This is a genomic window from Gaetbulibacter sp. PBL-D1 (assembly GCF_050509525.1).
Taxonomy (GTDB): Bacteria; Bacteroidota; Bacteroidia; order Flavobacteriales; family Flavobacteriaceae; genus Gaetbulibacter_B; species Gaetbulibacter_B jejuensis.
In genome coordinates, this window is record NZ_JBNWKB010000024.1 from 1 (window position 1) to 23,810 (window position 23,810).

A 23,810-nucleotide genomic window follows, 5' to 3' on the forward strand; every position below is an offset into this window, starting at 1 on the left:
ACAACGTTAACCATTAGAGTATTACCAAACCCAACTCCAAGTACAGATCCAGATAACCTAGAGTTATGTGATGACATCAATACAGGAGATGGACAAGAGGTATTTGATCTTACCGAAAACGAAGTATACATCATCAATGGAGAAGCAGGAGTAACAGCAAGCTACCATGAAACAGAAGAAGATGCAGAAGCAGGAGCCAATGCTATAGCAGACCCAACAATGTACACTAACATCCCAACCGATTACACAGCACAAACCATCTATGTGCGTGTGACTAATGACGTAACAGGATGTTATACCATAGTAACCTTTACGATAACCGTAAACCCATTACCAGATGTAGTAGCAGTAACGGACTTTATCATATGTGAAGACAATACCGATGGCTTTGCACAGTTTGATTTAACCAGTAAAGATGCAGAAGTACTTAATGGTCAAGATCCAACCCTATTTACAGTAAGCTATCATGCTACACAAGCAGATGCTGATGATCTAATGAACGGATTGGTAAGTCCATATACCAATGTGATCAATCCACAACCAATCTATGTAGCCATTACCAATACAGTAACAGGATGTTCGATAAGCACACAAAGCTTTAACATAGAAGTTCAGGAAGCAGCAGAAGCCAATAGTGATATGGAGCCAATTCTATATGAGCTATGTGATGACAATATGGAGATAGATGGAGACCCAACTAACGACAGTGTACAATTTGATCTATCAACATTAGATGAAGACGTACTAGATGGTCAAGACCCATTAAATTATACAGTAACGTACTATGCGAGTTTTGATGATGCAGACGCAGGAGTAAACCCATTACCTACACTTTATGAGAACATCACTAACCCACAGGTTATTTATGTAAGAGTAGATAATGATACCACACCAGATTCTATCTGTTATGATGTGACAGATCTGACCCTTCAGGTGAATCCGTTACCAGTATTTGATTTAGAAGACAGTTATATACTATGTGTGGATACTAATGGGACAGAAGTATTAGATCCTTTAGTATTAGATACAGGCCTGACCACACCAGATTACAGTTTTACATGGTATCTTAACGGAACAGAAATCGCAGGCGCTACAGAAGGTAGTTATATGCCAACAGAAGGCGGAACTTATAGTGTAACCGTTGTAGATGAAGTAACATCAACAGAGACCAACTGTGAGAATACCGATGAGACTTTAGTTATAGAAAGTGCACCTCCAACCTTGGTAGCCGAAGTGACTACACAAGCTTTTTCAGAAAATCACGTTATAGAAGCAGAAGCAACAGGACCAGGAGAGTATGAATACAGTTTAGATAACGGTCCATGGCAAGACAGTGGTTTGTTTGAAGACGTTACCTCAGGAGAACATGTAGTAGTGGCAAGAGACAAGAATGGATGTGGATTGACAGCGTTGGAGATAACAGTGTTGGATTATCCAAAGTACTTTACACCAAATGGAGATGGATATCATGATACATGGAACATAATAGGATTTGCAGGTAGAGCTGACGTAAAAATTTATATCTTTGACAGGTTTGGAAAACTGTTGAAGCAGATATCTCCTTCGGGACAAGGATGGGATGGAACCTACAATGGAAACCCAATGCCATCAAGTGATTACTGGTTTGTAGTAGAGTACGACGAACCAATTGGTGGGCAGAGAAAAGAGTTTAAAGCTCACTTTACTTTGAAACGATAATTTATTGATATGAACTTAAAAAAGTATTGTTTAATAGCAATTTTAGCATTAGTTACAAAATTTGGAGTAGCCCAAGAAGGGCTTCCAGTTTACTCAGATTATTTAACGGATAATTATTATCTTATTCATCCTTCAATGGCTGGTGTTGCTAATTGTGCTAAAGTAAGATTAACAGCACGACAACAATGGTTTGGTCAAGATGATGCCCCAAGTTTACAAACATTAAGTATTAATAGCAGAATTGGAGATTCTCCATCTGCAATTGGAGGTATTGTTTATAATGATAAGAATGGTTATCATTCTCAAACTGGAGCCTATTTTACGTATGCTCATCACATTATGTTCTCTCGTAATGAGATAGACTTAAACATGCTGTCATTTGGTTTAAGTGCCGGATTAATTCAGTATAAATTAGATGAAACTGCTTTTTTAGATGAAGGTTTTGACCCAATTATAGCAGGTATCGAGCAAAGTGCTACGAACTTTAATGTTGATTTTGGGTTCTCATATCATTTATATGATTTTTATGCGCATGCAACTATAAAGAATTTACTTAAAAATGAGGGAATAAACTTTAATGAGCAAGGATTAAGTTATGATAACTTAAGAACGTACTTGTTTTCAGCTGGACATGTTTTTGGAAAATATGGTAGCGAATGGAGTTATGAACCTTCTATAATGTTTATGTATCGTGATGCAACTGAAGAGTCTTCTATCGATATAAACGCTAAGGTTTATAAAGAAATGGACTTTGGTAAAGTTTGGGGTGGTTTATCGTACAGAAGAAGTTTAGATGGTGCAGAGTTTTTAGATGGTTCTGGAGTGAGCAGTCAAAAATTACAATACATTACACCATTTATAGGTGTTGATTATAACAACTTTGTATTTGCTTACACGTATTCTTACCAAGCAAACTCTGTAGTGTTTAACAATGGAGGTTTTCACCAAATTACTTTAGGGTATAACTTTGGTTGTAAACGAGAAAGATATGAGTGTAATTGTCCTGCAATTAACTAAACATAAAAAAATAAAAAAGTCTCGATTTTGTCGAGACTTTTTTATTTGTGTTAGTGATTGAGGTAGTTGTTGGAGCTCATCTTTGATAGCGACTACCGAAAGCACGTTGCATTGTAACTCTATAAGTTGCAATGCAAACACCATAATTACCATTTATACTTTTTGGCTTTGGCTTGTGTTTTAATGGCTTTAATCATTGCACTTTCCAATCCGTTGTCATTTTCTTTTTGTTGTGATTGAATATACACTCTTCTTTTTTCGTTTAGGTCTTGTATGTTTTTTTGAATGTCTTCACGCTCTTGTTTTTTCTTAGTAACATAAGCCTTAATTTCAGATTTGGTTTTGCCTTTTAACTCAGCAGGTAAATCGGATTCTTTTAAATCGTCGAAACTAAAGTTTTTGTCGCTTAGAGTATCAACTAAATCCCAAGTTGAATTTAGATACAGATGAGAACTTTTACTTACAGTTCTGCTCACAGCATTAGCACTACTGTAACTTTCGGCATTAGTATCTTGTTCTTTTTGAAGTGCCATTTTTTCTATACCGTAATCGCCATAAGCTACATAGGTGCTGTTAAGTTTTTGATTGAGTTTTAAAATATCGTCGTCAAAAGGTGTGGCAACGTAGGTGGTTTTTATGTTGTGATTTATTGCCATATAATCACCATGAGCTAGGTCTGCACCGTCTTTCCAATATCCTGAAATACCTTGGTTATAATCTCCACAAAAAATAGTGTTTATAGTTACGTCTTTATCATGAGCTAATTTTGCTGCAGTTTTATAGTTAACTCTACCTTGTGTAAAAGGTTCGTTTCCTGCAATAAAAATGAGCTTTAGGTCATCTGCATTTGAGCCCCATTTTAACTGATTTAATGAAGTTTGAATAACGTGTCCGCAGTATTCATTTCCACCGTTGGTTGTTAGTGAGAATAGTTGTTTTGAGATTTCGTCTAAGTCGTTACTAAATGCTAAAACTTGTCTTATATAACCTTCATCTCCATTAAGGTTGTCGTTTCCATACTCGTAAAGTGCAATTTGTAAGTTTGGTTTGTTGTCATCACATTTTGCATAGGAAAGCTCATTAACAATTTCCCAAAGTTGTGCTTTAGCCTGATCAATCAACCCATCCATACTATTACTGGTGTCTAGTAGAAGTGCTACTTTTATAAATTGCTTACTTGGTTGATCGGTTACTTTATGTTCTGCAATTGCAAGATTGCTTTCTTTTTTAGTGTTGGCATTGCAGGAGGTAAATGCTACAATGCACAAGACTAATGCTACTGATTTTAAAATGGTTTTCATTTTTTATTCGTTTTATGATTAATGCTGTAAAGCTAGAATCAACTTTTTTACAGAAAAAACAACAATGAGTAAACACGTATTATAAATGAGTAAAGAGCTTTTAAAATTGAGTGAAACTGTCATTTAAGAAGCGGATTTATGAACAAGTGAACAGTTTTGATTTTAAATACTCAATTAAAGTATGTATGTTTATTCAATTGAATTTTTTGAATGAAAAAAATAGTAACATATTTAGTCATTATTCTATTTACTAGTTTTACCAGTTTTACGATAGCTCAGGTTAGTAAAAATAAGGTTGATGAACCAACTTTTTTAATAAGAGGCGAGGTACGTGAAAAAGCTTCGTTTGAGCCTATTGCACGAGTTAATATTGAAGTAAATGGAGGCGCATATACCATGACTGATGTTGATGGTAAATTTAGAATACATGTTAAAAAAGGTGACGAACTTGTTGTAAGGCATAAAGATTTTGAAACAGTTTACCACACTATTACTTCTGGTGATAGGATTATTATTGAAGTTGAGCAAGCAGTTTCTCCCTATCAAAAGAATTTAAATAAGCGAAAAAACAATTTAGTTACTTATAACGCAATGATTGATTCGGCTTCATATTATTTAAAGAAAGATGCCGAAAAGGGGATTCAATTTGTTACTGAAGCATTAGAAAATAGTAATTCAGTAAAACAAAATGCTGAGGCTTATGAACTTCTTGCTGATATTTATAAAGAATGGAAACAGTACGATCTTGCAACTACCAATTACCGAATTAGCCTTCAAAATTTTGAAACCAATGAGGCCAAATTAAAACTAGGTTTAGCCTATAGACTGAACAAGAACTATCAAGAAAGTCTAGAAACTTTTAATGCTATTAATAAAGCAGAGTTATCCAATTATCAGTTGGTAACATTGTATGAAGGGTTTGGAGATACTTATCTGAATATCAAAAATTACAATGCTGCTATTGACAACTATAAAAACGGATTAAACGTCGCTCAAAAGCACTTAATCACTCCAAAGGTTACAGATTTAAACTCTAAAATTGCACAAGCCTATAACGCAAGTGGGCAAGTTGATAAAGCACAAGGGTTTTTCTCTAATTCACTTAATCTTGCTTCACAGGAGAATATAAAACGATCGGTTGAAGAAAAAGTGGTAGTGGCAGAGTTCAATAATCTTAATCAAAATTATACTGATGAAATTGAGCTTAGAAAACAAGCTTTAGAAGATATTGAAGACATTGCAAAAGATTCAATAATTGAAAATGAAAGTGCGATTACACCCCAAAAGCAAAACTATAAAATAGGAAACGCTTACTTTTTGAAAAAAGACTACGACAGTGCTATTACCTATTTTGAAAAGAGTATAAAAGAAGCCGATTCAAAAGAAGATTTAATTGTAAAAAAAGACGGATTAAGACGATTGTCTGATGTGTATGAAGACGCAGGCGATTATGACAAGGCAAAAGCTGCTTTTGAAGAATACACGCAAGCTGTAGACGAACTTTATATAAAAAAGGAACAGGAAATTTCGCAAATAGCACGTTTTAATAGAAACATTGCCGAAAAGCAAAACCGCATTAGTAGCTTGGAGAGTGACAGAGAACTTTCTGAAAGTAAATATCAGCTTACTATTGAGCGTAACAAGCGTCAACAACTTATAATTTACTCATTAATTGGTGGTTTGGTATTGCTGTTGGTAACGGCTTATTTTATGTTTAAGTACATCAAGCAACAACGATTAGCAAACAACTTACTCGCTTTAAAATCGTTGCGAAGTCAAATGAATCCGCATTTTATTTTTAATGCGCTAAACTCGGTAAATAGCTTTATTGCTTCAAATGATGAACGTACAGCCAACAAGTATTTATCAGATTTTTCACACCTTATGCGAGCTGTTTTGGAGAATAGTGAAGAAGACTTTATTCCGTTAGAAAAAGAAATAGAATTGTTACAGCTATATACAAAGCTAGAGCATTTTAGATTTAAAGATAAGTTCGATTACAGTATCAATGTAGATGAAGCCATTAATGTTCACGATTATCAAATCCCTCCAATGTTATTGCAACCTTATATTGAAAATGCAGTATGGCATGGACTAAGGTATAAAACCGAAAAAGGACATTTAAGTATTACAATTTCACCTAAAAGCAATGACGAAATCACTATTACAATAGCCGATGATGGTATAGGACGTGAGCGTTCAAAAGCTTTAAAGACAGAGCATCAACAAAAACAAAACTCAAAAGGTATGGGTAATATTAAAAAGCGAGTTGCTATTTTAAATGCTATGTACAAAGATAAAGTTGATGTTTTTATTGACGATTTTCAAGATGCTGAAGATGCAGGAACCAAAGTGGTTGTAACTTTAAAAAAAGACTAATTATGAAAAACCAAATTTTAATACTAATGTTTAGTTTGTTAATCTTTTCATGTGATAGTGAAGCTGAAGACGCTAGAATAGATTGGGTTAAAAAAATTGATAATAAAATTGTAAAATATAACAACTCAGCCCAAATTGAAAACACTAAGGTAATTGATGAATTTGGAGGTAAAACTAAAGTGATTGTTTATAATAAAAATTCAGAGGGTATTTATAAAGTAAAAGGAGAGTATAAAGAAGCAGATTTTGAAATGATTAGCGAGTTTTATATTCAAAATGACATGATTATTTTAGAAAAAAAGTATGGTTTAACTCCATTACTTTATAAAAGACAAAGGAAAGATAATGAACCTTGCTGTCAAATTTTAGAAATATTAAATTATTATAAGAGCAAGGAAAAGGCAAAACAGTATGAAAGAGAACTGAAATTCTTGTATCCTAATGACTATAAACTAAAAGATTTGGATGATATAAATCTAGAGGACGTAAAAGATGAAGGTATAGGTTTTAATAACTACTCTGAATCTGAACAACAATTACAACATTTAAAAGAGTTATTAGTGAATTAGTAGTAAACAAAAATTATGAAACTAAAATCAATTATAGTAGAAGACGAAGAAACCAGTAGAGACATTTTAAAAAACTACTTAAAAAAGTATTGCCCAAATGTAGACGTATTGGGTGAAGCAGCAAATGTTGATGAAGCTCTGCTACTCATTAGAAATAATGATTTGGATTTAGTGTTTCTTGATGTTGAAATGCCTTATGGTAATGCTTTTGACTTATTAGATAAAGTTGGTGATATAGATTTTGAAACCGTTTTTGTAACAGCATACAACCATTATGCAATTGAAGCTTTAAATGCTCATGCTTCGTATTATTTAATGAAGCCTATTTCAATAGATGAACTTATAAAAGCGGTAGATTATGTTACCGAAATTAAAACTAAAGAAGACGCACTCCAAGACCAAGTTTTAGTTCCTAAAACAAATAGCGTCAATGGAAAAATAACCATTCCACAACAAGATGGATTTGAAGTTTTGAATACAGCAGATATTTTATACTGTAAAGCTGATGATAACTATACCGAAATCTATTTGAATACCAATAAAAAGAAATTGGTAAGTAAAACTTTAAAGTATTTTGAAGATGCATTAAGTGATAGTAGTTTTGCTAGAGTACATAAAAGCTATTTGGTAAACGTCAACGAGGTTACCAAATATGTAAAAGGAAAAGGAGGTAGCGTTATACTTAGTAACGGAAAGCAAATAATGGTTTCAGTATCTAAAAAGTCTGAATTGTTATCATATTTTAAATAATAATGTCACTTCGAGTGATTTCGCTATGCGAAATAGTATCGAGAAGATATAACGTGAGTTCTCGATACATATTCTTTCAGAATATACTCGAACTGACTAAAACTAACTGCTAAATATCAAATTATGCCAATCATAAAACCAGTAAAAGGAAAACAACCTCAAATACCAAGCGATTGCTACATCGCAGAAAACGCGACTATTGTTGGAGAAGTTACCATGGGTAATCAATGTAGTGTGTGGTTTAATGCTGTTATACGTGGCGATGTTCATTTTATAAAAATGGGCAATAAGGTAAATGTGCAAGATGGAGCTGTAATACATGCAACCTACCAAAAGTCACCAACCACTATAGGGAATAATGTATCCATCGGTCATAATGCTATTGTGCATGGATGTACCATTCATGATAACGTACTTATTGGTATGGGAAGTATTGTTATGGACGACTGTGTTGTGGAAAGCAATAGTATTATTGCAGCAGGAGCAGTAGTAACTCAAAATACTAGAGTAGAAGCAGGAAGCATCTATGCAGGCGTACCAGCTAAAAAAGTTAAGGATATTAGTAAAGAATTAATTTCAGGAGAAATTGATAGAATAGCCAATAATTATGTAAAGTATTCTAGTTGGTTTAAAGAAGATTAAAAGTCTAATTGCTCAGCAGTATAATCACCATTTAAAAGTGTTTTCATAACACTTGTATCTGCATTACTATAAAACTCATAGTTAGCCGAAATAGGGATTTTGTTGAGTAACTGCTTGGTCTCTAAAATAAATTTTGTTTGTCGTGCAACAGCCTCACCAGAGTCTATAATTTTTACATGCTTAGGAAGGATCTCAAGCAGTAAAGGCATAAGATAAGGATAATGTGTACAACCTAAAACCAAGTAATCTATATTAGCTTCAATCATTGGCTGTAGGTAAGTTTTTAAAAGTGATTTCATAGCCTCTGATTGTATTTCACCTCGTTCAATAAGCTCTACAAGACCATTTCCTACTTGTTCAATAATGGTTATGCCACTACTGTATAAGTTTGTGGTTTTATGAAATAACTCGCTTGAAAGTGTTCCTTTTGTAGCTAAAATACCTATTGCTTTTGTTTGTGTATTTAAAGAAGCAGGTTTTATTGCAGGTTCAATACCAATAAAAGGTATTTGGTAGTTTTCTCTTAAAACTTTAATAGCATTTGTAGTAGCTGTATTGCAAGCTACTACAATTATTTTGCAGTTTTTTTTAAGTAAGTACTCAGTGTTTTTTATACTTAAGTCAATAATTTCTGACTTGGTTTTTAAGCCATAAGGAGCATTTTTACTATCAGCTAGATATACAGTGTTTTCATTAGGCAAGAGCAAATTTATCTCTTTCCATATAGAGGTGCCACCAACACCAGAATCAAATATACCTATAGGTTGTGTACTCATTATTACAAAAATAAGAAAGCCGCTTTTATAAAAGCGGCTTTCTTTGTGTTTTTATTAGTGATTATTAAAATCCTAACTCTTTCTTTACGTCAGGTAAAAGATTTTTTCCTTTAGATACTAATACGCCACCACCTTCACTAGCGTCTAGTACATAATCAAAACCTTGAGCAGCAGCAACTTTTTCAATAGCTTCTTTAGCTTTAGTAAAAATTGGTTTTAACAATGCAGCCTCTTTTTCAGCGAGATCTTTTTGAGCTTGCCCTTGGTACTGACGAATACCTTGCTCCATAGTTTGAACTTCTTCAGCTCTTTTCATGTTCTCTTCTTCAGTTTTAGTTTCAGCTTCAGCATTGTATTGCTTCATTTTGTTTTGAAGTTCTGTTGCCATTGTTTTTATCTCAGCCTCATAAGTTTTAGTAAGCTTTTCAATTTCAGCTTTAGCAGCTTTCATTTCTGGCATATCTTTAATTAACTCATTTGTGTTAATATGAGCAACTTTACTTTGCGCTACTGAAAAAGATGTAGCTCCTAAAAAAAGTATAGCTGCAAATAAAAGGGTCTTAAATTGTTTCATTTTTAAAGTATTACGTGTTATAATTATTGTTTGCTTTTAGTTATTATCATTGTCACTAGGTACAGAGTCTTTTTCTTTTTTCTGTTCCTCTCGTTCTTTTTTAGCTTTTTCTCTATCGGCTATTATTTTTTTTCTTCTTTCTTCTAATGCCTTTTTTCTAGCTTCTCTATCTGCTATTTTTTGTTGTCTTTTCTCTTCGGCAATTTCAGCAGCTGTTTTACCAGTTGTATCTCCATCAGTCTTTATACCTTCTTTTTTACTGTTTTTAATACTATCGTTTTTAGCTTTTGCTTTAGCGCGTTCTTCTAGCATTTTTTCTCTTTTAGCTTGTGCTGCAGCTTTTATTGAATCCCTTCTAGCCATTTGCTCTGCTCTTCGATCTTCAATTGCTTTTTCACGAGCAGCTTTTTTCTCTTCAAGTGCTTTTTCTCTTGCTTCTAGCTCTTCATTTATTTCAGGAACTACATCTTCATCTTCAGCAGCTCTTCGTTCAGCTTTGTTTTGAGCTTGAGTTCTTTTTGCAGAACGTGTAATACTTCTTATTACAAGTTCACTAATATCAAAACGTTCAGCAGAATAAAGCATAACTACATCAGCTGATTTGTCAAATACAAAATCATACTTTCTATTAGCAGCTATTTCCTGTACAGCTGCAAAAATTTGATCTTGAATAGGCTGAATTAACTGTCGCTTTTGAATCATTAAATCACCATTTGGACCAAAACGTTTTTGTTGGTAATCTAATATTTCATTTTCTTCAAAAGTAATATCTTCCAAACGTTCTTCATATAGTTCCTTTGTTAAAAGTACACGCTCATTATTAAGCTGAGTCTTTTTTTGCTCGATCACATTAAGACGTTGGTCAATTTCGGTTTTCCATTGTTGAACCTTTTTGTCTAGTTGTAACGTTGCATCTTGATATTCTGGAACGTTTTGTAAAATATATTCGGTGTCTATATAGCCAATTCTAACACCACGTTGCGCATTAGAATCAAGGCTAATAAGACCTATAATTGCCAGTAAAAAAAGAACTTTATTTTTCATCTGTTATATTTTTTGATTTATTGAAAGCATCTATAAATTTCTAAAAATGACAGACTTTATTTGTTATTCCGTCATTTGAACTAATATTCTTCAAATTAACGAAATATATTCTTAAAAATTTTAACACCCTAGTTAAAACCTTCAAAAGTGTTATTAGAAAATATCGTGCCAAAGTTAAAATTGCTGTCCAATAATAAAGTGGGTTTCCCATCCATTTTTAGTAGTTTCTCCTGGAAGAGCATCAAACCCGTGTCCGAAATCAATACCCAATAATCCAAATGCTGGCATAAATATTCTTAGACCAAAACCTGCAGATCTGTTAATGTTAAAAGGGTTATAATCTCTAAAGTTATCAAAAGAAGCACCACCTTCAATAAATCCTAATCCATAAATTTTAGCCTGTGCACCCAATGTGATTGGATAACGTATTTCCATAGAAAACTTATTGTAGATAGTTCCTCCATCAGTAGATGATAATGATTGGTTAGGGTAACCTCTAAGCTGAACAACTTCTCTTCCGTCTAAAGAGTAATTACCTAAACCGTCTCCTCCTAAGAAGAAGCGTTCAAATGGAATAACACCTCTATCATTATTATATGCTCCTAAGAAACCAAATTCTAAACCAGACTTTATTACTAGTTTGTCAACGATTCTTGTATACCAATCTCCTTTAAACTTTACTTTGTAAAACTCTAACCAATTATAACGCTGTTGGTCAATTTCACTAATTCTAACTGAATCATCTTCATCGGTTGGATCTAAGCCATCTCTTTCTTCTTTTAAGGCTTTATAATCTACATTGTTAAACAAAGAATATGGTAAAGATAGTTTAGCAGAAACTGCAAAATTTGAACCTCCCATTGGATATATTGGGTCAGCAGTTGTGTTATTTCTACTTAAACCAACAGTATAGGCTAAGTTGTTTGAATAACCGTCACCAAATGTAAATAATCCTGTGTTGTAATTTTTTAGGTTATAATGCTGAAAGCTGATTGCTTGAGATAAATGGAAATAATCATCAGGGAATGTTAAACGTTTTGACAGACCCACTGAAACTCCTGTAATGTTAAAACGTCTGTTTTTATCTGCATCTCTTGTCACTGCATTATATAAAAACTGTTTAGTATGAGATATAGATGTTGATAACTGTAAAGGACGTTTACCACCTAACCAAGGCTCAGAAAATGAAAAACTATAGGTTTGGAAAAATCTACTTGCTTGTAGTCTTAAAGCTAAACTTTGGCCATCTCCCATTGGTACAGGTTTGTAGGCATCTTTTTTAAAGATGTCTTTCATTGAGAAATTATTGAAAGACAATCCTAAAGTACCAATGAAGCCTCCACCACCATAACCACCCTGTAGCTCTATTTGGCTTGATCCTCTCTCTACAACTTCATATTCAATATCAACAGTACCATCTACAGTATTAAAATTTTTCATGTTAGGAACTAGTTGTTGAGCATCAAAAAACCCTAATTGACCAAGCTCTCTAATAGTTCTAATTACATTTTGCTTGCTGTAAAGTTGACCTGGCTTAGTTCTAAGTTCACGATAAACTACATGGTCGTTTGTTTTGTCGTTTCCAGATACTGAAACGTTATTAAAATATGCTGGTTTACCTTCAGAGATTCTAATTTCCATATCAATAACGTTACCGTCAGCACTTACTTCAACAGGATTTATTGTTGAGAATAGGTAACCATTATTTTGATATAGGTTTGTTAAATCAATAGCATCAGGTTTAGTATCGTCAGCAATACGTTTTCTTAATTCAACACCATTGTATGTAGAACCTTCTTTTATCTTAAGCACACTTGCTAATTGCTGGTCAGTATATACACTGTTACCAACAAAGGTTATTTTACCAAATTTGTACTGTTCTCCTTCTTCTACATTTATATTTAGAGAGATGGTTTTGTCATCATTAATAATTATAGAGTCAGATAGTATACGAGCATCTCTATAACCGTTTTCTTTATACTTATCTATAATACTCACAAGGTCTTCTTTGTAATCTTCTTGAATGTATTTAGAACGTTTTAATATACGTATTGGGTTTTTTTGCTTAGTATTCTTCATGGCTTTTCTTAGCTTTTTATCAGCTATTTTTTCATTGCCTATGAAGTTGATTTTTTTGATTTTTACCTTTTCACCTTTATCAATTTTTATTGACATGTCAACTCTACTTTTTTGAATAGAGTCAATTACTTCTTTAGTGTTTACAGTAACTTTTGTGTTTAAGAAACCGTTTTTCTTGTATTTATTGGTAAGGTAATTTCTTGTTGTAGTAATTAAGTTTTCAGTAACCTTAGCACCTTTGGTAAGCTTGTTTTCAGTAATAACAGCTTCTTTTTTAGATTTTTTAATACCTTCAATAGTTACTTCGTTAAGCTCTGGTAAATCTTCTAAGTTTATTTCTAAATAAGCAGTGTTTCCTTCTAGTCTTACAAGATAAATATCAATACTGCTAAACAAATTAGAACTCCATAACCTTTTAATAGCGTTACTTATTTTTTCACCAGGAATTACAATTTCATCACCTTTATTTAATCTTGAAAATGAAATAATGGTTTGAGAACCAAAACTAGTATTACCAGTTACGGTAATATCTCCAATGATGTACTTTTGACCTGTGTTGTAAGTTGGCTCTTGCGCTATTGCTACACTTGAAAAAAGAAAGAAAAGTGCAATAAAAAATATATTAGTAAAGGTTTTCAAGGGTAGTTTTTTAGCTAATTTGTTCACTTGTTTTTCCAAATCGTCGTTCTCTATTTTGATAATTAATCAAAGCTTCGTAAAAATCTTGTTTTTTAAAATCAGGCCAAAGTATATCGGTAAAATACAATTCGGCATAAGCAATTTGCCAAAGAAGAAAATTACTGATTCTTTGCTCACCGCTGGTTCGAATCAATAAATCTACGTCAGGTAAATTTTGCGTGTAAAGATGCTTATTTATAATTGATTCGTCAATATTTTCAGAAGAAATTATATTATTTTTAACTTTATTTGCTAAATCTTTAATAACACTCGTTATTTCTTCTCTAGCGCCATAGCTAAGGGCTAGAGTTAATGTCATTCTAGAATTATTTTTGGTTTTTTCTATAACATCTAACAGTTCGTTATGTGCTTTTTTTGGCAAATCATTAAGATTTCCGATAGCGTTTAGCTTTATGTTGTTGTCTTGAAGTGTTTTGATTTCCTTTTTTAAGGATTTCACTAATAACTTCATTAAGGTTTGAACCTCAACTTTTGGTCTGTTCCAGTTTTCAGTAGAAAATGCATATAAGGTTAAGCAGTTTATGCCTAACTCAGCACTGGCTTCAACAACTTCTCTTACAGATTTAGTACCGTTTTCATGACCAATTACTCTAAGCATTCCTTTTTGTTTTGCCCAACGACCATTACCATCCATAATTATGGCAACGTGCTTAGGAAGCTTATCTGTAAGTATTTTTTCTTTTAAACTCATACTAAAAATCGCAGTAACAAGGTCTTCTACCAAAAGTATATGTTAACGTAAAACCGGTAAAAACATACCAATCGTTACTATTGGTGTTTCCAAAAGATAGTGGGTGTTCGTTGTCAAAATCAGGAACACTTCCATCTAACTCATCAGAAAACGTATAGCGTGCGCCAATTTCAGCACCTAAAATAAGGTGATCTGTTAAGGTTGTTTTTACGCCTAAAACCATAGGGATACCAAAAGCCCAACTGTAAGTGCCTTCTCCAACTATTTCTCCATTATTGTCAAAATAAAAGTTGCTATGTCTTCCAGATGTAATTCCTGTATATAAATATGGTGTGGTTTTATTATCGTATTCATGCAAATTAAAATCAAAAAACGTAAACTCCATTCCTGCTGAAATTTCAAATATATTATTATCAAAGGAATAATCGCGTTCTTGTCGTCTTGGGTCGTCAGATTTAGCATCGATACCTTCCAAACCAGCATAAATTACTGATACTCTCCATGAGTGTCTTGGGCTTCGGTTCCATTTTAAAATAGCTCCAAAAGCACTTTGGTTGGGTGAGATATAATTAGTTTTACCAACGTCTCCAATAAAATTACTTCCTCCTCCAAACACGCCAATTTCATAGATTTGAGATTGAGCCGTTTGCGAGAAAATAATACTAAATAAAATTATGGTTAAATACCTCATAAATTTTTAAAAGTTTGCAAATATAGTAAATTGATTAGCCTATAACAATTTGTATTACAGATAAACAGTAATTATGAGGTTTTATTGTTTAATTACGCTTGTCTTCTCCCCAAAGCATCTTTTTTCTGAGTGTATCAATAAAGCTTTCATCAAGCAGTTCAACCATTTTTATTTTAAAGTCGGCTTTTTTTATGGTAACAATTGTTGAATTGTGAAGTGTTGCAATTCTTGAATCTAACGAAATTAAATAGTGGTCTTCTCTTCCGTCAATTTTTAATTGTATGTCAGTGGTGTCAGGTATAACAAAAGGTCTTGCGTTTAAATTATGTGGCGCAATAGGTGTTATTACCAAATTGTTTGCTCCAGGTGTTATTACTGGTCCTCCACAACTTAGTGAATATCCAGTAGAGCCTGTAGGTGTTGAAATTATTAAACCATCAGCCCAATAAGATGTTAAGTACTCATCGTCTAGATGCGTTTCAACAGTAATCATTGAAGTTGTGTTTTTTCTACTTACTGCTATTTCATTTAATGCAAAGTTAGTTTCCACTAAATCTTTGTTTTCTGGTAAAGTGGTAACGCTTAATAATGTTCTTTCAGAAATTTTATAGTTGCCATTTAATATTTCGTCAATGGCATGTTCAATTTCATTTGTTTGAATAGTAGCCAAAAAACCTAAGCGACCTGTATTAATGCCTACTATTGGGATTGAAAGATCTCTTACATGGGTTATAGCACGTAAAATGGTTCCGTCACCACCAATACTTATTAAAAGATCGTAACTGTTATCTAAGGTTTTAAAAATCTTAAACGCTTTTATGTTTTTTTCGTTTTCTTCTTTTAGAATGTTGAAGAAATCCTTTTCAATATATACCTCAACTTCTTTTCTAAACAAAAAGCCAAACAAGGTTTCAATACTCGATTGCATATTGTTATGATAATATTGACCGTAAACAGCTATTTTCATTGACTATATATTGAGGTATTTTTTTAAATATTCTGAACGCTCTTTAAGGTTTTCAATATAAGTGTCTTCTTCATGTCCAGAAACTATATTGTAGTTGTACCTTCTAAAGGTTTGCATCACATCATTTAAGCCAGCGTTTCCAATTTTTAAAGTAATTTGAGCCACATCACTTTCAATTTTAGAAATAAAAGCACCTAAAAGTTTAGCATCATTAGATTCAATAATTTGGCTTATTTCACTAAAAGAATAATCGTTTATGCCTTTTTCAATAATTAAAATTCCACCTGGTTCAGCAAAAAAAGGAGTTTCGTTAAACAAGCCAATAATGTCATTTAGCTCGTAATATCCTAAATAGGTGTTCTGCTCATTAAGTACTGGCATAATATTGCACGAATTTTGAGCAAAAGCCTCTAAAACATCTAACCAAGTAGTAAAAGACCTAACAAAAAAACCTTCAATAGCATAGTTGAATTCTGATATTTCTTTACTATTATCAAAACAATGTACATCAGTTTCAGAAACACAACCCAAATAAACACCATCATTTTCTACAGGAATATGAGAGTAGGTTAGTTCATTAAACAATAACTTAAAATCACTCACTTTGTCATGAATGTTTAAAGGTTTAATATCGTTTATGATGTATTGTTGTAATGGCATTTTTGCAAATTTTCTTATTGCAAATTAATTAAAAATAACTACAAAAAGCACTAAGTAGTTTGTATTTTTGCTAGTCCAAAAAATAAAGTCAATGACAAAGTTAAGTGTAAATATTAATAAGATTGCTACGTTACGAAACTCTAGAGGAGGCGATGTTCCTAATGTGGTTCAGTTTGCTAAAGACGTACAGCGTTTTGGCTCTCAAGGAGTAACAATTCATCCAAGACCAGATGAAAGACATATTCGTTATCAAGATGTTTATGATTTAAAACCAGTGGTGCATACTGAGTATAATATTGAAGGAAACCCAATCCAAAAATTTATAGATATCGTTTTAGAAGTAAAGCCTACACAAGTTACTTTGGTTCCTGATGCTGAAGATGCTATAACTTCAAATGCAGGTTGGGACACTGTTAAGCACAAAGCGTTTTTAGTAGATGTTATCAAAGAATTTAAAAACAACGGAATACGAACATCAATTTTTGTAGACCCTGAGCTAAAGCAAATTGAAGGCGCTAAAGCTACAGGTGCTGATAGAATTGAGTTATATACCGAAGCTTTTGCACATCAATATAGTTTAGGTAACGAACAAGCAATACAACCTTATACTGAATGTGCAGTTTTAGCAAATGAATTAAATTTAGGTATTAATGCAGGACACGATTTGTCATTAGAAAACATTAAGTTTTTTAAAGATAATATACCAAACCTTTTAGAGGTGTCTATTGGACATGCATTAATTGCTGAAAGTCTTTACTTAGGAATAGAAAACGTGGTGCAAATGTATTTGCAAAGACTTAAGTAATTATAACTTTTTTGTCGGTTTTAGCGTAGGCGAGACCTCTCATTATAAAAACGAAAATATGAAATTACACTCCAATATATTAGGTCAAGGAAAGCCTTTTGTTATTCTTCATGGATTTTTAGGAATGAGTGACAACTGGAAAACGCTTGGTAAAAAATTTAGCGAAGAAGGATTTGAAGTTCATCTTGTAGACCAACGAAATCATGGTCATAGTTTTCATGATGACAATTTTGATTATGAAACCCTATCGGAAGATTTGCGTCATTATTTTGAAGCGCATAATCTTTCTGAAGCAATTGTGTTAGGGCATTCAATGGGAGGAAAAACAGCAATGCTATTTGCAACACAAAACCCAAATTTGGTTTCAAAATTAATAGTTGCAGACATTTCTCCTAGATTTTACCCAATACATCACGATGCTATTTTAGAAGGATTAAGCAGTTTAGATTTTTCTGAAATTAAAAGTAGAGGAGCAGCCGATAAACAGCTAGCAAACTATGTGTCTGATTTTGGAACACGTCAGTTTTTGCTTAAAAACTTATATTGGAAAGAAAAAGGTCAGTTAGCATTACGCATGAATCTTCAAGTGTTAAAAGAGAATGTTTCAGAGGTTGGCGAAGCATTACCGCTTCATGCAAAGTTTGAAAAAGAGACGCTTTTTTTAAGAGGAGACAAGTCTGAATACATCGCTTTACAAGACGAAACTATCATAAAACAGCATTTTTCTAATGTAAACATTGTAACAATTGCGAATGCTGGACATTGGTTGCATGCCGAAAACCCAGATGATTTTTTTAATGAAGTTATGCAATTCATCATTTAATATTTGTAACTTTAGTAAAAACATATAATTATGAATCTCTTATTTAGATTATTATTAACTGCTGTGGCAGTTTTTGTCTTGGCATACTTTTTACCAGGAGTAGATTTAACAGGAAACCAATTTGTAACAGCACTTATTGTGGCTGTTGTTTTGGCGGTTTTAAACCTTTTGGTAAAGCCAATTTTAGTTATTCTAACTTTACCAATAACAGTGGTAACCTTAGGCTTGTTTTTACTCATTATTAACGCGTTAATAGTGCTTTTAGCAGATAAACTCATTGATGGTTTCGCGGTAAATAGTATCTGGACAGCCATTCTATTTAGTATACTTTTGTCTATACTTCAATCTATACTACATTCTATTTTAAAAGAAGATAAAAAATAGTCTGAATTTCAACATCTTAAAAACTTTGTTGGGTTGTAAAAAATATGTACTTTTGCAACCCAATTTTTATTTGATTCTATAATGAATATTACAAGAGAAAACATTGATGCATTAAATGCTGTTGTGAAAGTAGATATCGCTAAAGAAGATTACAGCGATAAGGTAGAGAAAATCCTTTCAGATTACCGTAAGTCGGCTAACATTCCTGGATTTAGAAAAGGACATGTGCCAATGACAATGGTGAAGAAGCAATACGGAAAAGCAGTTTTGGTAGATGAAGTTAACAAGCTTTTACAAGATGCTTTAAACAAGTATTTAACTGAAGAAAAACTAGACGTTTTAGGTAACCCATTACCAAAACCACAAGACGATTTGGATTGGGATGCTGATAATTTTTCTTTTGAGTTTGAATTAGGTTTAGCACCTGAGTTTGAAGTAAACTTAAAATCTAAAAAAGCAATTACACAATACAATATTGTTGCTAATGATAAAATGTTAGACGATCAAGTTGAGCATATCAGAAAGCAGTATGGTAAGTTAGTATCTCAAGATACTGTTGCTAAAGATTCTGAAATTACAGGTGTATTTGTAAACGAAGAGAAAGAAATCAACAATACAGCAACTATTACTTTAGATAAGTTTAAAGGTAAAGCAACCGAAAAGAAATTTGTAGGTTCTAAAGTTGGTGATGTTATTACTTTAAAAACAAAAGGATTGTTTAATGACGACCACGATTTAATGCACTTCTTAAAAGTATCTCATGATGATGCTCACGGATTGGACATTGAGGTAACATTTACAATCAACGAAATTAATACTCGTGAGTTGGCTGATTTAGACCAAGAGTTATTTGATAAATTATTTGGTAAAGATGTAGTAACATCAGTAACTGAATTAAAAGAGAAAATAAAAGTAGATTCTGAAAAGCAATTTGCACAACAAGGTGATCAAAAATTACTTAACGATGTTACTGAGTATTTAGTTGAAAATACTAAGTTCGATTTACCAGCGTCTTTCTTGCAAAAATGGATGCAAACTGCAGGTGAAGAGCAAATGGATGCAGACCAAGCTAAAGAAGAGTATGAAAAGTCTGAAAAAAGCATGCGTTACCAATTAATTGAAGGTAAACTTATTGAAAAGCACAACCTTCAAGTAACGTTTGACGATCTTAAAGCACATGCAAGAGAAATGATTAAAGTGCAAATGGCGCAATTTGGTCAAATGGATCCATCAGATAAAGAACTAGATGATATTGCTGCTCGTATTTTATCAAATCAAGATGAGGTTAAACGCTTGTCTGAGCAGTTAATGAGTCAAAAACTGTTAAACCTTTACAAAGAAGAAGCAAATCTTAAAGTAAAAGAGATAACTTACGATGATTTTGTAAAAGAATTTTACAGTTAAGCATTACAGAATAAATGATTATATTTATAGCGTAAAACTGTGAGGTTTTACGCTTTTTTTTTACTAAATAATTTATTGAAAAAATATATGGATTTCGGAAAAGAATTTGAAAAATTCGCAATAAAAGACCAAGGTATTAGCAGCACATATTACAATAAGATAATTAGTAGTATGTATCCTACAAACTTAACGCCTAATATTATTGAAGAGCGTCAAATGAACATCGCAATTTTTGATGTGTTTTCTCGTTTAATGATGGATCGTATCATCTTTATGGGTACAGCTATCAACGATCAAGTAGCAAATATTATTCAAGCGCAATTATTGTTCTTAGAAAGTACAGATGCTTCTAAAGACATTCAAATATATATCAATTCACCAGGAGGAAGCGTATATGCAGGTTTAGGTATTTATGATACTATGCAGCTTATTAAACCAGATGTAGCTACAATATGTACAGGTATGGCAGCATCAATGGGAGCAGTATTATTATGTGCTGGTGAAAAAGGTAAGCGTAGTGGATTAACACACTCAAGAGTGATGATTCACCAACCATTAGGAGGTGCACAAGGTCAAGCAAGTGATATTGAAATTACAGCGCGTGAGATTTTAACCTTAAAAGAAGAACTTTATAAAATTATTAGTAAGCATTCAGGTCAAGATTACGACAAAATTTACGAAGATAGTGATCGTGATTACTGGATGAAAGCTGATAAGGCTAAAGAGTATGGAATGATTGACGAAGTATTAGGTTCAACCAAATAATCATTTTCATAATAGTTTAAGAAAATTAATAGCACATGGCAAAGGAAGAATTAGAATGTTCATTTTGTGGTAGGAAAAAGCCAGAAACCAATCTGTTAATAGCAGGATTGGATGCGCATATATGCGATAGGTGTATTGAGCAAGCTCATGGTATTGTACTAGAAGAATCTAAACAAAACAACAATGCTGAGTTATCATCTGAATTGATGTTGAAAAAACCTCAACAAATCAAGTCGTTTTTAGATGAATACATCATTGGGCAGGAATATACCAAAAAGGTAATGTCTGTTGCTGTATACAACCATTACAAGCGTTTATTGCAACCACCAAGTGACGATGATATTGAAATTCAAAAGTCAAACATCGTAATGGTTGGTCAAACAGGAACAGGAAAAACCTTAATGGCTAAAACAGTTGCAAAAATGCTTAATGTACCATTGGCAATTGTTGATGCTACAGTGTTAACCGAAGCAGGTTATGTTGGAGAAGATGTTGAAAGTATTTTAACACGATTGTTGCAAGCTGCTGATTACAATCTGGAGAAAGCCGAAAAAGGTATTGTATTTATTGATGAAATAGATAAAATTGCTCGTAAAAGCGATAACCCATCAATAACTAGAGATGTTTCAGGAGAAGGTGTGCAGCAAGCTTTGTTAAAACTATTGGAAGGAACAGTTGTTAATGTACCACCAAAAGGAGGTCGTAAGCATCCTGACCAAAAATTTATTGAAGTAAATACAGAACACATATTATTTATAGCAGGAGGAGCTTTTGATGGTATTGAAAAGAAAATCTCAAAGCGTCTCAATTTAGCTGCTATTGGTTATAAGGCAGTACAAGAAGGTGTAACTTTAGATTCTGATAATTTATTGCAATACATTATTCCAAAAGATTTAAAAGACTTTGGCTTAATTCCTGAAATTATAGGTCGTCTTCCAGTGCTTACTTATATGGATCCTTTAGACGCTAAAACATTAAGAGCTATTTTGACTGAGCCTAAAAACGCTATCATTAAACAGTATAAAAAACTGTTTGAAATGGATGAAATTGAATTTACAATTACTGATGGTGCTTTAGATTATATAGTAGAAAAAGCTATTGAGTATAAATTAGGAGCTCGTGGTTTAAGATCGTTGTGTGAAGAAATTTTAACCGATGCAATGTTTGAGTTGCCTAGTGGTACAGAAAAGAAACTTAACGTTACAAAAAGTTATGCCGAAGATAAGCTCACCAAAACAACATTAAAGAAACTAAAAGCAGTTTCCTAAAAAATAAAAAGCCACTCGAAAGAGTGGTTTTTTTATTCGGATTATTTGGTAATTAATAATTGCAATACAATTTTTTTATCTATTTTGATATAATTGATCTTGCTTTGTGTGCTATTAGTTAATCAAAATTTTAAAAAGGGGTTTTTGATTATCGAGGTGTAAATATAACAGCATTAATGTAAGATAAAAACTACTTTTAGTAGGTTTTGGATAAAGGTCTCTAAAAATTCGTTATGATGTTTTTAACATTGTCGTTTATCGGATTTATTCGCATCGACTTACCGTTTGTCTAAGAAGTGCCATTCAAAGAAAGTAATTCATCAATGTATTCTCTAGTGTTTGAAAGTCTAGGAACTTTGTGTTGGCCTCCTAACTTATTATGTTGTTTTAACCAATCGTAAAATAAACTTTGACGCGCTACATGTATTTGCGGTTTATTAAGCGTCATGTTGTTGTAACGTTTAGCTTCGTAGTCAGAGTTTAATGCTTTAAGTGCATTGTCAAAGAGTTCGTTAAAATAATCGATGTCTTTTGGAGGCGTTTTAAATTCAATTAGCCACTCATGAGCTCCTTTTTCTTTGCCTTTCATAAAAATAGGAGCAGCTGTATAATCAACAATTTCAGCTTTGGTTTTTCTACATACTTTTTTAAGTGCATCTTCTGCATTTTCAATAATTAATTCTTCACCAAAGACATTAATATGATGTTTTGTTCTTCCGGAAACCTTAACTCTGTATGGATTTATAGAAGTAAATTTAACTGTATCACCAATTTTATAACGCCATAATCCTGCATTGGTAGTAATAATAACTGCGTAGTTTTTGTCTTTTTCAACTTCGCTTAGCGGAATTATTTTTTCTTTAGGAGTTCCGTAAGTATCCATTGGGATGAACTCATAAAAAATTCCGTAGTCCAGCATTAGTAGTAGCTCGCTTGAATTATTTTGGTCCTGAATAGCAAAAAAGCCCTCAGAAGCATTGTAGATTTCGTAGTATTTAAAATTTTTATTTGGAAGTATGCTTTTATATTGATCTCTATATGGTACAAAACTCACGCCTCCATGAAAATAAACTTCTAGATTTGGCCAAATTTCAAAAATGTTCTTTTTTCCTGTGGTTTCTAAAATGTTGTTAAGCAGCACAAGCATCCACGAAGGAACACCAGCAAGACTTGTTACATTTTCATTTATGGTTTCGTCAACAATGGCTTGCATTTTTACTTCCCAATCACTCATTAACGATACTTTGCTACTAGGTGTACTGCTAAATTCAGCCCAAAAAGGCATGTTGTCAATTAATATAGCAGAAAGGTCGCCAAAAACAGTACCGTTTTCTTTGTAAAGCTCTTTACTGCCTCCAAGTCTTAGACTTTTCCCTGTAAAAAGTTGAGATTCTTCGTTATTGTTGAGGTACATGCAAAGTAAATCTTTACTCGCAGCATAGTGGCAATCTTCTAAAGATTCGTTACTAACAGGAATAAATTTACTTTTAGCATTGGTAGTTCCACTAGATTTGGCAAACCACTTTATAGGACTAGGCCAAAAAATATTATGCTCACCATTTCTGGAGCGTTCAATAACTTGATGATAATCCTCGTAGGTTGAAACCGGAATTCTTTCAGCAAAAGTGCTGTAATTTTTAATCGACTCAAAGTCGTATTTCTTCCCTATTTCGGTGTCTTTAGCCATAGTAACAAGCTCTAAAAGCAACTCGTTTTGGACTTCGTTAGGATATTTTAAAAACAGTTCAATTTGATGAAATCGCTTTTTTAAAAACCATGAAGCAATGGAATTTACTAAAGGAATTGGCATATTTGCATTATATT

The 23,810-nt window shown here is 32.8% G+C and carries 22 protein-coding genes; 12 read left to right on the forward strand and 10 right to left on the reverse strand.

The features are described from left to right. Both ACQ0RB_RS14910 and ACQ0RB_RS14915 read left to right on the forward strand, forming a co-directional pair. Nucleotides 1–1,698, forward strand: a 1,698-nt coding sequence (locus ACQ0RB_RS14910; RefSeq protein WP_430497272.1) for a T9SS type B sorting domain-containing protein, incomplete at its 5' end; no start/stop codon positions are given. A gap of 9 nt (nucleotides 1,699–1,707) precedes the next feature. Continuing rightward, a complete protein-coding gene (locus tag ACQ0RB_RS14915) occupies nucleotides 1,708–2,715 on the forward strand; it encodes a PorP/SprF family type IX secretion system membrane protein (protein WP_129761179.1) in 1,008 nt (335 codons plus the stop codon). A gap of 146 nt (nucleotides 2,716–2,861) precedes the next feature. Here ACQ0RB_RS14915 and ACQ0RB_RS14920 read toward each other — a convergent pair whose 3' ends face one another. Beyond that, nucleotides 2,862–4,016: a vWA domain-containing protein gene (locus tag ACQ0RB_RS14920; protein WP_430499437.1), complete on the reverse strand. Its 1,155-nt coding sequence runs from the start codon at nucleotides 4,014–4,016 to the stop codon at nucleotides 2,862–2,864. 210 nt (nucleotides 4,017–4,226) lie between these two features. Between ACQ0RB_RS14920 and ACQ0RB_RS14925 the strand changes: the two genes are divergently transcribed. From ACQ0RB_RS14925 to ACQ0RB_RS14940, 4 genes are all read left to right on the forward strand, one after another. Beyond that, the gene (locus ACQ0RB_RS14925; RefSeq protein ID WP_430499439.1) at nucleotides 4,227–6,395 is read left to right on the forward strand and encodes a histidine kinase; all 2,169 of its coding nucleotides are present in this window, start codon (nucleotides 4,227–4,229) and stop codon (nucleotides 6,393–6,395) included. Between the two features lie 2 nt (nucleotides 6,396–6,397). After that, on the forward strand, nucleotides 6,398–6,964 hold the full coding sequence (locus tag ACQ0RB_RS14930; RefSeq protein WP_430499441.1) for a hypothetical protein: 567 nt from the start codon (nucleotides 6,398–6,400) through the stop codon (nucleotides 6,962–6,964). Nucleotides 6,965–6,979: 15 nt separating this feature from the next. Further along, nucleotides 6,980–7,714, forward strand: coding sequence for a LytR/AlgR family response regulator transcription factor (locus tag ACQ0RB_RS14935; protein WP_430499442.1), 735 nt, complete (start codon nucleotides 6,980–6,982; stop codon nucleotides 7,712–7,714). A 123-nt stretch (nucleotides 7,715–7,837) separates the two neighbouring features. Then, nucleotides 7,838–8,356 (forward strand): gamma carbonic anhydrase family protein, encoded by a 519-nt coding sequence (locus ACQ0RB_RS14940; protein WP_129761175.1) that lies wholly within the window; start codon nucleotides 7,838–7,840, stop codon nucleotides 8,354–8,356. Here the strand turns inward: ACQ0RB_RS14940 and murI are convergent. The 8 genes from murI to ACQ0RB_RS14980 form a co-directional block, all read right to left on the reverse strand. Then, on the reverse strand, nucleotides 8,353–9,132 hold the full coding sequence (gene murI, locus ACQ0RB_RS14945; RefSeq protein ID WP_430499444.1) for a glutamate racemase: 780 nt from the start codon (nucleotides 9,130–9,132) through the stop codon (nucleotides 8,353–8,355). The two genes, ACQ0RB_RS14940 and murI, sit on opposite strands and share 4 nt — an antisense overlap. A 64-nt stretch (nucleotides 9,133–9,196) precedes the next feature. Then, complete coding sequence (locus tag ACQ0RB_RS14950; protein ID WP_129761173.1) at nucleotides 9,197–9,706, reverse strand: OmpH family outer membrane protein; 510 nt, start codon at nucleotides 9,704–9,706, stop codon at nucleotides 9,197–9,199. Nucleotides 9,707–9,742: 36 nt separating this feature from the next. Continuing rightward, a complete protein-coding gene (locus tag ACQ0RB_RS14955; RefSeq protein WP_430499446.1) occupies nucleotides 9,743–10,750 on the reverse strand; it encodes an OmpH family outer membrane protein in 1,008 nt (335 codons plus the stop codon). Between the two features lie 174 nt (nucleotides 10,751–10,924). Next, nucleotides 10,925–13,468: an outer membrane protein assembly factor BamA gene (bamA, locus tag ACQ0RB_RS14960; RefSeq protein WP_430499448.1), complete on the reverse strand. Its 2,544-nt coding sequence runs from the start codon at nucleotides 13,466–13,468 to the stop codon at nucleotides 10,925–10,927. A 10-nt stretch (nucleotides 13,469–13,478) separates the two neighbouring features. Further along, nucleotides 13,479–14,219: an isoprenyl transferase gene (locus ACQ0RB_RS14965; RefSeq protein WP_129761190.1), complete on the reverse strand. Its 741-nt coding sequence runs from the start codon at nucleotides 14,217–14,219 to the stop codon at nucleotides 13,479–13,481. Nucleotide 14,220: 1 nt separating this feature from the next. Further along, entirely contained in the window at nucleotides 14,221–14,910 is a 690-nt protein-coding gene (locus ACQ0RB_RS14970) for a DUF6089 family protein (RefSeq protein ID WP_129761170.1), read from the reverse strand. 88 nt (nucleotides 14,911–14,998) lie between these two features. Then, on the reverse strand, nucleotides 14,999–15,877 hold the full coding sequence (locus tag ACQ0RB_RS14975; protein WP_430499450.1) for an NAD kinase: 879 nt from the start codon (nucleotides 15,875–15,877) through the stop codon (nucleotides 14,999–15,001). 3 nt (nucleotides 15,878–15,880) lie between these two features. Continuing rightward, nucleotides 15,881–16,537, reverse strand: a complete 657-nt coding sequence (locus tag ACQ0RB_RS14980) for an acetoin utilization protein acuB (RefSeq protein ID WP_430499452.1) — start codon at nucleotides 16,535–16,537, stop codon at nucleotides 15,881–15,883. Between the two features lie 91 nt (nucleotides 16,538–16,628). Between ACQ0RB_RS14980 and ACQ0RB_RS14985 the strand changes: the two genes are divergently transcribed. The 6 genes from ACQ0RB_RS14985 to clpX all read left to right on the forward strand — a co-directional run bounded on the left by ACQ0RB_RS14985 (nucleotide 16,629) and on the right by clpX (nucleotide 21,986). Then, on the forward strand, nucleotides 16,629–17,342 hold the full coding sequence (locus tag ACQ0RB_RS14985; RefSeq protein ID WP_430499454.1) for a pyridoxine 5'-phosphate synthase: 714 nt from the start codon (nucleotides 16,629–16,631) through the stop codon (nucleotides 17,340–17,342). A 58-nt stretch (nucleotides 17,343–17,400) separates the two neighbouring features. Then, nucleotides 17,401–18,165, forward strand: coding sequence for an alpha/beta fold hydrolase (locus ACQ0RB_RS14990; protein ID WP_129761166.1), 765 nt, complete (start codon nucleotides 17,401–17,403; stop codon nucleotides 18,163–18,165). A gap of 30 nt (nucleotides 18,166–18,195) precedes the next feature. Further along, on the forward strand, nucleotides 18,196–18,549 hold the full coding sequence (locus ACQ0RB_RS14995; protein WP_129761165.1) for a phage holin family protein: 354 nt from the start codon (nucleotides 18,196–18,198) through the stop codon (nucleotides 18,547–18,549). Nucleotides 18,550–18,630: 81 nt separating this feature from the next. Beyond that, entirely contained in the window at nucleotides 18,631–19,953 is a 1,323-nt protein-coding gene (gene tig, locus ACQ0RB_RS15000; protein WP_262733532.1) for a trigger factor, read from the forward strand. Nucleotides 19,954–20,040: 87 nt separating this feature from the next. After that, entirely contained in the window at nucleotides 20,041–20,718 is a 678-nt protein-coding gene (gene clpP / locus ACQ0RB_RS15005; protein ID WP_129761163.1) for an ATP-dependent Clp endopeptidase proteolytic subunit ClpP, read from the forward strand. Between the two features lie 35 nt (nucleotides 20,719–20,753). After that, nucleotides 20,754–21,986, forward strand: coding sequence for an ATP-dependent Clp protease ATP-binding subunit ClpX (clpX, locus tag ACQ0RB_RS15010; RefSeq protein ID WP_129761162.1), 1,233 nt, complete (start codon nucleotides 20,754–20,756; stop codon nucleotides 21,984–21,986). A gap of 289 nt (nucleotides 21,987–22,275) precedes the next feature. On the opposite strand, the gene ACQ0RB_RS15015 is transcribed toward clpX, so the two are convergent. Beyond that, nucleotides 22,276–23,796 carry a GH3 auxin-responsive promoter family protein gene (locus tag ACQ0RB_RS15015; protein ID WP_430499457.1) on the reverse strand — a complete coding sequence of 507 codons (1,521 nt, stop codon included), beginning with the start codon at nucleotides 23,794–23,796 and terminating at the stop codon, nucleotides 22,276–22,278. Nucleotides 23,797–23,810: the final 14 nt, after the last annotated feature.